This window comes from Microbacterium hydrocarbonoxydans (genome assembly GCF_900105205.1).
Lineage (GTDB): Bacteria > Actinomycetota > Actinomycetes > Actinomycetales > Microbacteriaceae > Microbacterium > Microbacterium hydrocarbonoxydans.
The window spans coordinates 1-9,870 of sequence record NZ_FNSQ01000003.1 but is presented as its reverse complement, the minus strand read 5'-3'; the positions used below and the strand labels follow the sequence as shown (position 1 = coordinate 9,870).

Sequence of the window (9,870 nt, the reverse complement as noted above, 5' to 3'; positions counted from 1 at the left end):
GGGGTGCGGTCCAGCGTCGGACCGACGGGCGGTGCGGAGGGGGATGCCGGGAACTACTGCTTGACGCTTCGGCGGTGAGACCTGACTGCCAGAACCTCTGCAGCAGCAGGAAGGCGATGACGATCGGGATGATGGTGAGCAGCGACCCATGATCACGAGGTTGTAGATCGGCTGCGATCCCGCGCCGATCGCCTGCGCGCTCCACTGGTTGAGCCCACGGTGAGCGGGTACCAGTCGGGTCGGACAGCATGATCAGCGGCAGGAAGTAGTTGTTCCAGGTGGCGACCACGGTGAACAGGGTGACCGTCACGATGCCGGGGGCGAGCAGCCGCATCGAGATCGTGAAGAACGTGCGGAACTCGCCGGCTCCGTCGATGCGTGCGGCCCTCCAGCAGCTCGGTCGGCACGGACTCCGAGGCGAACACCCAGATCAGGTACAGACCGAACGGGCTGATCAGCGACGGGATGATCACGGCCCAGGGTGTATTGGTCAGCCCCAGCTCGCTGAAGAGCAAGGAAGGTCGGCACGGCGAGCGCGGTGCGGCACGGCCACCGCGCCGAGGACGACGGCGAACACCGCGCGGCGCCCGGGGAAGCGTACTTCGCCAGGCCGTAGCCGGCCATCGTCGCCAGCAGTGTCGCGCCGCCGGCGCCCACCACCACGTAGAGCAGCGTGTTGCCGAGCCAGCGCAGGAAGATGCCGTCCTGGTACGAGAAGGTCTCGACGAGGTGTCGATGAACGCGAAGTCGTCCGAGAACCAGAGACCGAAGGAGCTGAACAGGCCCGACTGGTCTTGGTCGAGCTGAACAGCAGCCAGACCAGCGGCACGAGCGTGTACAGCGCGTACACGACCATCACGATCAGCAGGATCTTGGACTTGCGCGGATTCATCGGGTCGTGGCGCTTCTGCCGAGGGCGGGCGAGGGGAGTGCCATGTCAGCGCACCTCCGACTTCGAGCCGCGCAGTTGCACGACGTAGGCGATCACCGCGGTGATGACGCCCATGATGATGGCGATCGTGGCGGCGTAGTTGAAACTGCTGACCTGCGAACGACAGGTTGTAGGCGTACATGTTCGGCGTGAAGTACGTCGTGATCACGTTCGGGCCAGCGGGCGCAGGATGTTGGGCTCGTTGAAGAGCTGGAAGCTGCCGATGATCGAGAAGATCGTGGCGATCACGAGGGCACCGCGCACCGAGGGGATCTTGATCGAGAAGATCGTGCGCCAGGCCCCGGCGCCGTCGAGCGACGCCGCCTCGTACATGTCGGTGGGGATCGTCTTCAGCGAGGAGTAGAAGATCAGCATGTTGTAGCCGACGAACTGCCAGGTCACGATGTTGCCGATCGAGACGAGGATCCACTCGCGGCGAACGGGGTGATGAGGTCGCTGCCGAGGAAGTCGTTGAAGTTCGAGGTGAGACCGAACTGGTCGCCGTAGATGATCCCCACATGAGCACCGCGACGACCGCGGGCACCGCGTACGGCAGGAAGATGAGGATCCGGAAGAAGGATGCTCCGCGCGCAGCCGGGCGCTGTCCAGCGCGAGCGCCGCGGCGAGGGCGAGGGCGAGCAATGATCGGCACCTGGACGACGAGGAAGAGCACGACGCGGCCGAACGCCTCCCAGAACTGCGGGTCGGTGAGCGCGCGGACGTAGTTGTCGAACCCGACGAACGCGGTGCCGCCGATCAGCTTCTCCTGGAAGAAGCTGAGGTAGAGCGCGTAGGCGAGCGGTGTCAGGAACACCAGCGCGAAGACGACCATGAACGGCCGACGAAGGCCCATCCTCTCCAGTCGCGCTTCTCGTGCCGGCGGATGCCGTGGTCCGCCAGGGCGGTGGAATCTTGAGTCGTCATCGACGAGAACCTTCTTAGAGATCGAGCGCTCACGGCGCCGTGTGTCAACGTCAACATATTCGATGCGCTGCTAGTGTGTCAACGTCAACACATGAATGGATGATTGATCGTGACTTCGGAACAGCCGGCAGAGCCGCCGCAGCGACGGCGTGACCCCTCGATGGAGGACGTCGCCCGCGAGGCCGGCGTCTCCGGGCAGACCGTCTCGCGGGTCGTGAACGCGCGGGGCTATGTCGGAGCGGCGACCAGAGAGCGCGTCGAGGTCGCCATGCAGCGTCTCGGCTACCGGCCGAACAGCGCGGCGCGAGCACTGCGCTCCGGGCGCTTCCGTGCGATCGGCGTCATCATGTTCTCCTTCAGCTCCTACGGCAACCAGCGCACGCTCGACGCGATCGCCGTGCGCGCCTCGCAGATGGCTACGCCCTCACGCTCATCCCGGTCGAGTCGAGCGCCCGCGACACCGTCGCCGGGCGTTCCGGCGACTCGAGGAGCATGCGGTCGACGGCATCATCATCGTGATCGAGGCGCATCAGCTCGACGAGGCCGAGGTCGAGATCCCCGACGGATTGCCCGTCGTGCTGGTCGACTCGAACCGCGGCGCGGCGCATCCGTTCGTCGACACGGATCAGGCCCAGGGAGCGCGACTCGCGACCGAGCATCTGCTCGACCTCGGACACGAGACGGTCTGGCACGTCGCGGGACCTGCGAAGTCGTACTCCGCCGAGCGACGACGCGAGTCGTGGCGGCTGACGCTCGAGTCGCGCGGACTCGCCGCACCCGAGCCGCTGCAGGGGGACTGGTCCGCCGAGTCCGGATACCGTGCGGGTCTCCGCCTCCGCGAGGACGACAGCGTGACCGCGGTGTTCGCCGCCAACGATCAGATGGCGATCGGGGTGGTGCGGGCCTTCCGCGAGGCTGGGAAGGACATCCCGGGGACGTCAGCGTGGTCGGGTTCGACGGACTGCCGGATGCCGCGCAGCTGTGGCCGCCGCTGACCACGGTGCAGCAGCATCCCGAGCGGGTCGGAGCCCTGGCGGTCGATGTGCTGCTGGTAGAGCTCGACGGCGGCGAGCGCGGTCAGACTCCGCTCGTGGGCACCGAGCTCATCGTGCGCGAGAGCACGGCGGCGCCGCGAGACGCCCGCTGACGGCGAGATGCGGGATCAGTCGCGGAGAGGGACCTCGTCGGTGTCCGTTCGCCGTCGCACCATGGACTCCGCCGGGATCCCTCGCGAGACAGTATGGACAGCAGGCTGATGAGGATCAGACCGACGAAGGCGACCCGCAGCGAGGAGAGCTGCGACTCGCGGTAGATCTCTGCGAGCTCATCGGATTCCTCGTCCGTGAGGCCGGCTTCTGCCCGAGCTGAGCGACATCCGCCGCGGGGATGACCGTGACGCCGCGGTCGGTCGCCGCACTGACGGTGGCCTGGACCTCGCTGGGCAGCTCGCTGACGGCCACCCCCGAGGCGAAGGACGTCGAGAGAGCTCCGATCAGGATCGACCCGATGAGCGCCGTGCCGAGTGACGACCCCAGGTTCTGGAAGACGCCCTGCAGACCGCCAGCCTCACTCGTGTCCTTCTCCTTCACGCTCGACATGTTCACGTTGCCGAGCTGGGAGGCCAGAAGGCCGAGGGCGCTGCCGGCGAAGAACATGCCGATCCCGAAGAGCACGCTGCGAAGGTCCTCGGTGACGGCGCCCAGCAGGAGGATGGCGCTGAGGACGAGGATCCCCTGTCCGACGCGCACGATGCGGCGCGGCGACCACTTCCGGGACAGCGCGGTCCCGACGATCGAGAACAGGATCAGGGCGACCGACAGCGGGAAGATCCTGATACCCGTCTCGAGAGCATCGAATCCCAGAGTCATCTGCAGGTACACCGGCACCATGAAGAAGAGACCGGCTGTCACGGCGTACTGCGCTCCGAGCACAGCGAGTCCGCTGCGCAGCGTCTTGATCGCGAAGAGGTCGGGCTGCATCAGAGGCGGTCGACCATCGCGCAGCAGCCGACGCTGCCACCCGATGAACAGCGTGATCAGGATGACGCCGAGTGCGATGCACCAGGTCGTCAGCGAGACGCCGAGCGGCGCTATCGGGACCCCGCCGATCTCCGGCGTGTTCAGGGGGACCACCCACCCCCAGGTCTTGCTCTGCAGCATGCCGAAGACGATCAGCACGAGGCCGGCCGACGACAGCAGGACGCTGCCGCTATCGAGTCGGATGTGCTGTCGCGGCGTCGAATCCGTGATGACTCTCGCGCAGAGCACGACCAGCAGCATGATCACGACCTCGGCGACGAAGACGAAGCGCCAGCTGGAGTAGGTCGTCACCGCACCGCCGATCAGCGGCCCGCGGCGACCGCGGCACCGGAGACCGCGCCGATCACCGCGAACGCGGTGACGCGCTCGCGACCGCGGTAGTTGTCGGCGACGAGTGCGGCGATCGCGGGGATGACGAGCACGGCGCCCAACCCTTCGATGCATCGACGAGCGCCAGGTCCGAGGAAGCAGCGTAGAACCCCACCGATCGGGGCTGCAGCGCGCGTGATCGAAGGCGACGCGCCGCGGCGTAGATATGCACGAGCCGCGAATCACGAACTGGCGCGGCGGCGACGCCCAGAACGTCGGCGAGCGCGCGCCGAGAGCGTGAACGCGGCGCATGGCAAGGTGATAGAAGGTGATCGCTCGGCCTGCATCGCGGTGACCGACGGTGTCGGAGCTCGACCGACGACGGTGGAGATCGACATCGTTGGCATCGAGCCGTGCCGTCGGCACCAGTCACGAACTGCGCGGCGCCGAGGGAGCGGCCGGACGAGGCTCTCTTGCTCTGCACGACCCGACACGGCTCGCGGCGTCGCATCAGCGCGCGTCGCGATCCCGGACAGCCCCTCGCGGGCCGCAGCGCGGTGTCGTCGGACGAGATGTGGGCGGCGGGTCGTCGCCTGTCCTGCGGCGCCGCGCCAGTTCGTGATGGTGCTCGACGGCACGGTCATGAACGTGTCGATCTCCACCGTCGTGGTCGAGCTCGACACGTCGGTCACCGCGATGCAGGCCGCGATCACCTTCTTCACCTTGACCATGCCGCGTTCATGCTCTTCGGCGCGAAGCTCGGCGACGTCTGGGGTCGCCGCCGCGCCTTCGTGATCGGCTCGTGCATCTACGCCGCGGGGTCGTTGATCACCGCGCTGAGCCCGACGGTGGGGTTCCTGTTCCTCGGATGGTCGATCATCGAAGGGTTGGGCGCCGTGCTCGTCATCCCCGCGATCGCCGCACTCGTCGCCGACAACTACCGCGGTCGCGAGCGCGTCACCGCGTTCGCGGTGATCGGCGCGGTCTCCGGTGCCGCGGTCGCCGCGGGGCCGCTGATCGGCGGTGCGGTGACGACCTACTCCAGCTGGCGCTTCGTCTTCGTCGCCGAGGTCGTGATCATGCTGCTGGTCGTGCTCTGCGCGAGAGTCATCACGGATTCGACGCCGCGACAGCACATCCGACTCGATAGCGGCAGCGTCCTGCTGTCGTCGGCCGGCCTCGTGCTGATCGTCTTCGGCATGCTGCAGAGCAAGACCTGGGGGTGGGTGGTCCCCCTGAACACGCCGGAGATCGGCGGGGTCCCGATAGCGCCGCTCGGCGTCTCGCTGACGACCTGGTGCATCGCACTCGGCGTCATCCTGATCACGCTGTTCATCGGGTGGCAGCGTCGGCTGCTGCGCGATGGTCGACCGCCTCTGATGCAGCCCGACCTCTTCGCGATCAAGACGCTGCGCAGCGACTCGCTGTGCTCGGAGCGCAGTACGCCGTGACAGCCGGTCTCTTCTTCATGGTGCCGGTGTACCTGCAGATGACTCTGGGATTCGATGCTCTCGAGACGGGTATCAGGATCTTCCCGCTGTCGGTCGCCCTGATCCTGTTCTCGATCGTCGGGACCGCGCTGTCCCGGAAGTGGTCGCCGCGCCGCATCGTGCGCGTCGGACAGGGGATCCTCGTCCTCAGCGCCATCCTCCTGCTGGGCGCCGTCACCGAGGACCTTCGCAGCGTGCTCTTCGGATCGGCATGTTCTTCGCCGGCAGCGCCCTCGCCTTCTGGCCTCCCAGCTCGGCAACGTGAACATGTCGAGCGTGAAGGAGAAGGACACGAGTGAGGCTGGCGGTCTGCAGGGCGTCTTCCAGAACCTGGGGTCGTCACTCGGCACGGCGCTCATCGGGTCGATCCTGATCGGAGCTCTCTCGACGTCCTTCGCCTCGGGGTGGCCGTCAGCGAGCTGCCCAGCGAGGTCCAGGCCACCGTCAGTGCGGCGACCGACCGCGGCGTCACGGTCATCCCCGCGGCGGATGTCGCTCAGCTCGGGGCAGAAGCCGGCCTCACGGACGAGGAATCCGATGAGCTCGCAGAGATCTACCGCGAGTCGCAGCTCTCCTCGCTGCGGGTCGCCTTCGTCGGTCTGATCCTCATCAGCCTGCTGTCCATACTGTTCTCGCGAGGGATCCCGGCGGAGTCCATGGTGCGACGGCGAACGGACACCGACGAGGTCCCTCTCCGCGACTGATCCCGCATCTCGCCGTCAGCGGGCGTCTCGCGGCGCCGCCGTGCTCTCGCGCACGATGAGCTCGGTGCCCACGAGCGGAGTCTGACCGCGCTCGCCGCCGTCGAGCTCTACAGCAGCACATCGACCGCCAGGGCTCCGACCCGCTCGGGATGCTGCTGCACCGTGGTCAGCGGCGGCCACAGCTGCGCGGCATCCGGCAGTCCGTCGAACCCGACCACGCTGACGTCCCCGGGGATGTCCTTCCCAGCCTCGCGGAAGGCCCGCACCACCCCGATCGCCATCTGATCGTTGGCGGCGAACACCGCGGTCACGCTGTCGTCCTCGCGGAGGCGGAGACCCGCACGGTATCCGGACTCGGCGGACCAGTCCCCCTGCAGCGGCTCGGGTGCGGCGAGTCCGCGCGACTCGAGCGTCAGCCGCCACGACTCGCGTCGTCGCTCGGCGGAGTACGACTTCGCAGGTCCCGCGACGTGCCAGACCGTCTCGTGTCCGAGGTCGAGCAGATGCTCGGTCGCGAGTCGCGCTCCCTGGGCCTGATCCGTGTCGACGAACGGATGCGCCGCGCCGCGGTTCGAGTCGACCAGCACGACGGGCAATCCGTCGGGGATCTCGACCTCGGCCTCGTCGAGCTGATGCGCCTCGATCACGATGATGATGCCGTCGACCGCATGCTCCTCGAGTCGCCGGAACGCCCCGGCGACGGTGTCGCGGGCGCTCGACTCGACCGGGATGAGCGTGAGGGCGTAGCCCATCTGCGAGGCGCGCACGGCGATCGCGTCGAGCGTGCGCTGGTTGCCGTAGGAGCTGAAGGAGAACATGATGACGCCGATCGCACGGAAGCGCCCGGAGCGCAGTGCTCGCGCCGCGCTGTTCGGCCGGTAGCCGAGACGCTGCATGGCGACCTCGACGCGCTCTCTGGTCGCCGCTCCGACATAGCCCCGCGCGTTCACGACCCGCGAGACGGTCTGCCCGGAGACGCCGGCCTCGCGGGCGACGTCCTCCATCGAGGGGTCACGCCGTCGCTGCGGCGGCTCTGCCGGCTGTTCCGAAGTCACGATCAATCATCCATTCATGTGTTGACGTTGACACACTAGCAGCGCATCGAATATGTTGACGTTGACACACGGCGCCGTGAGCGCTCGATCTCTAAGAAGGTTCTCGTCGATGACGACTCAAGATTCCACCGCCCTGGCGGACCACGGCATCCGCCGGCACGAGAAGCGCGACTGGAGAGGATGGGCCTTCGTCGGCCCGTTCATGGTCGTCTTCGCGCTGGTGTTCCTGACACCGCTCGCCTACGCGCTCTACCTCAGCTTCTTCCAGGAGAAGCTGATCGGCGGCACCGCGTTCGTCGGGTTCGACAACTACGTCCGCGCGCTCACCGACCCGCAGTTCTGGGAGGCGTTCGGCCGCGTCGTGCTCTTCCTCGTCGTCCAGGTGCCGATCATGCTCGCCCTCGCCCTCGCCGCGGCGCTCGCGCTGGACAGCGCCCGGCTGCGCGGAGCATCCTTCTTCCGGATCCTCATCTTCCTGCCGTACGCGGTGCCCGCGGTCGTCGCGGTGCTCATGTGGGGATACATCTACGGCGACCAGTTCGGTCTCACCTCGAACTTCAACGACTTCCTCGGCAGCGACCTCATCACCCCGTTCGCCGCGAGTGGATCCTCGTCTCGATCGGCAACATCGTGACCTGGCAGTTCGTCGGCTACAACATGCTGATCTTCTACTCCTCGCTGAAGACGATCCCCACCGACATGTACGAGGCGGCGTCGCTCGACGGCGCCGGGGCTGGCGCACGATCTTCTCGATCAAGATCCCTCGGTGCGCGGTGCCCTCGTGATCGCCACGATCTTCTCGATCATCGGCAGCTTCCAGCTCTTCAACGAGCCCAACATCCTGCGCCCGCTGGCCCCGAACGTGATCACGACGTACTTCACGCCGAACATGTACGCCTACAACCTGTCGTTCGCAGGTCAGCAGTTCAACTACGCCGCCACGATCGCCATCATCATGGGCGTCATCACCGCGGTGATCGCCTACGTCGTGCAACTGCGCGGCTCGAAGTCGGAGGTGCGCTGACATGGCACTCCCCTCGCCCGCCCCTCGCAGAAGCGCCACGACCCGATGAATCCGCGCAAGTCCAAGATCCTGCTGATCGTGATGGTCGTGTACGCGCTGTACACGCTCGTGCCGCTGGTCTGGCTGCTGTTCAGCTCGACCAAGACCCAGTCGGGCCTGTTCAGCTCCTTCGGTCTCTGGTTCTCGGACGACTTCGCGTTCATCGACAACCTCGTCGAGACCTTCTCGTACCAGGACGGCATCTTCCTGCGCTGGCTCGGCAACACGCTGCTCTACGTGGTGGTGGGCGCCGGCGGCGCGACACTGCTGGCGACGATGGCCGGCTACGGCCTGGCGAAGTACCGCTTCCCCGGGCGCCGCGCGGTGTTCGCCGTCGTCCTCGGCGCGGTGGCCGTGCCCGCACCGCGCTCGCCGTGCCGACCTTCCTGCTCTTCAGCGAGCTGGGGCTGACCAATACACCCTGGGCCGTGATCATCCCGTCGCTGATCAGCCCGTTCGGTCTGTACCTGATCTGGGTGTTCGCCTCGGAGTCCGTGCCGACCGAGCTGCTGGAGGCCGCACGCATCGACGGAGCCGGCGAGTTCCGCACGTTCTTCACGATCTCGATGCGGCTGCTCGCCCCCGGCATCGTGACGGTCACCCTGTTCACCGTGGTCGCCACCTGGAACAACTACTTCCTGCCGCTGATCATGCTGTCCGACCCCGACTGGTACCCGCTCACCGTGGGGCTCAACCAGTGGAGCGCGCAGGCGATCGGCGCGGGATCGCAGCCGATCTACAACCTCGTGATCATGGGGTCGCTGCTCACCATCATCCCGATCGTCATCGCCTTCCTGCTGCTGCAGAGGTTCTGGCAGTCAGGTCTCACCGCCGGAAGCGTCAAGCAGTAGTTCCCGGCATCCCCCTCCGCACCGCCCGTCGGTCCGACGCTGGACCGCACCCCGAAAGGACACAGCAATGAAGCACCTTCCCTCACCCGCCGCACGGCGCACCCTCACGGTGCTCGCGGCCGAACCGTGGCAGCACTGGCGCTGGCCGGCTGCAGCACCGGAGACACCGGCTCCGGCGCGGCGCTGCCGGCGACGGATCGTTCGACTCGATCGAGGCCGCTCTGGAGAAGGGCGGCGAGATCACGTACTGGTCCTGGACCCCCTCCGCCGAGGCCAGGTCGAGGCCTTCGAGAAGGAGTACCGAACGTGAAGGTGAACGTGGTCAACGCGGCACCAACAACGAGGAGTACACCAAACTGCAGAACGCCATCAAGGCCGGCTCCGGCGCACCCGACGTCGTGCAGTCGAGTACTACGCCTTCCGCAGTTCGCCCTGACGACGCTTCGTCGACCTGTCGCAGTACGGCTTCGCCGACTTCGAGGACGACTACACCGCCTCGACATG

Annotated in this window: 6 protein-coding genes and 5 pseudogenes; 7 read left to right on the top strand and 4 right to left on the bottom strand. The window is 67.0% G+C overall.

Annotated features, from left to right (window positions below; all coding sequences use genetic code 11):
• Both BLW44_RS17650 and BLW44_RS00165 read right to left on the bottom strand, forming a co-directional pair.
• Positions 1-334, bottom strand: a pseudogene (locus tag BLW44_RS17650) (hypothetical protein); the annotation flags it as partial.
• A gap of 603 nt (positions 335-937) precedes the next feature.
• A pseudogene (locus tag BLW44_RS00165) lies at positions 938-1,855 on the bottom strand (carbohydrate ABC transporter permease).
• Between the two features lie 160 nt (positions 1,856-2,015).
• Between BLW44_RS00165 and BLW44_RS18605 the strand changes: the two are divergent.
• Positions 2,016-3,002: pseudogene (locus BLW44_RS18605) on the top strand (LacI family DNA-binding transcriptional regulator).
• Positions 3,003-3,117: 115 nt separating this feature from the next.
• Here the strand turns inward: BLW44_RS18605 and BLW44_RS00155 are convergent.
• Positions 3,118-4,185, bottom strand: coding sequence for an MFS transporter (locus BLW44_RS00155; RefSeq protein WP_175473387.1), 1,068 nt, complete (start codon positions 4,183-4,185; stop codon positions 3,118-3,120).
• Between the two features lie 639 nt (positions 4,186-4,824).
• Here BLW44_RS00155 and BLW44_RS18110 point away from each other — a divergent pair.
• The 4 genes from BLW44_RS18110 (at position 4,825) to BLW44_RS18095 (ending at position 6,397) form a co-directional block, all read left to right on the top strand.
• Positions 4,825-4,998, top strand: coding sequence for a hypothetical protein (locus BLW44_RS18110; protein WP_254775096.1), 174 nt, complete (start codon positions 4,825-4,827; stop codon positions 4,996-4,998).
• The gene (locus BLW44_RS18105; RefSeq protein WP_254775095.1) at positions 4,944-5,654 is read left to right on the top strand and encodes an MFS transporter; all 711 of its coding nucleotides are present in this window, start codon (positions 4,944-4,946) and stop codon (positions 5,652-5,654) included. The genes BLW44_RS18110 and BLW44_RS18105 overlap by 55 nt, the downstream gene beginning before the upstream one ends.
• On the top strand, positions 5,630-5,992 hold the full coding sequence (locus BLW44_RS18100; protein WP_254775094.1) for an MFS transporter: 363 nt from the start codon (positions 5,630-5,632) through the stop codon (positions 5,990-5,992). The genes BLW44_RS18105 and BLW44_RS18100 overlap by 25 nt, the downstream gene beginning before the upstream one ends.
• Positions 5,993-6,097: 105 nt before the next feature.
• On the top strand, positions 6,098-6,397 hold the full coding sequence (locus tag BLW44_RS18095; RefSeq protein WP_254775093.1) for a hypothetical protein: 300 nt from the start codon (positions 6,098-6,100) through the stop codon (positions 6,395-6,397).
• Positions 6,398-6,504: 107 nt separating this feature from the next.
• Here the strand turns inward: BLW44_RS18095 and BLW44_RS00145 are convergent, their stop codons facing one another.
• Positions 6,505-7,452 (bottom strand): LacI family DNA-binding transcriptional regulator, encoded by a 948-nt coding sequence (locus BLW44_RS00145; RefSeq protein ID WP_254775092.1) that lies wholly within the window; start codon positions 7,450-7,452, stop codon positions 6,505-6,507.
• Positions 7,453-7,561: 109 nt separating this feature from the next.
• Here BLW44_RS00145 and BLW44_RS00140 point away from each other — a divergent pair.
• A pseudogene (locus tag BLW44_RS00140) lies at positions 7,562-8,476 on the top strand (carbohydrate ABC transporter permease).
• A 45-nt stretch (positions 8,477-8,521) separates the two neighbouring features.
• A pseudogene (locus tag BLW44_RS00135) lies at positions 8,522-9,366 on the top strand (carbohydrate ABC transporter permease).
• Positions 9,367-9,870 lie beyond the last annotated feature (504 nt).

Coding starts and splice junctions, on each gene's coding strand:
- BLW44_RS18105 (WP_254775095.1), top strand. CDS start 4,944: ATGCTCTTCGGCGCGAAGCTCGGCGACGTCTGGGGTCGCCGCCGCGCC.
- BLW44_RS18110 (WP_254775096.1), top strand. CDS start 4,825: ATGGTGCTCGACGGCACGGTCATGAACGTGTCGATCTCCACCGTCGTG.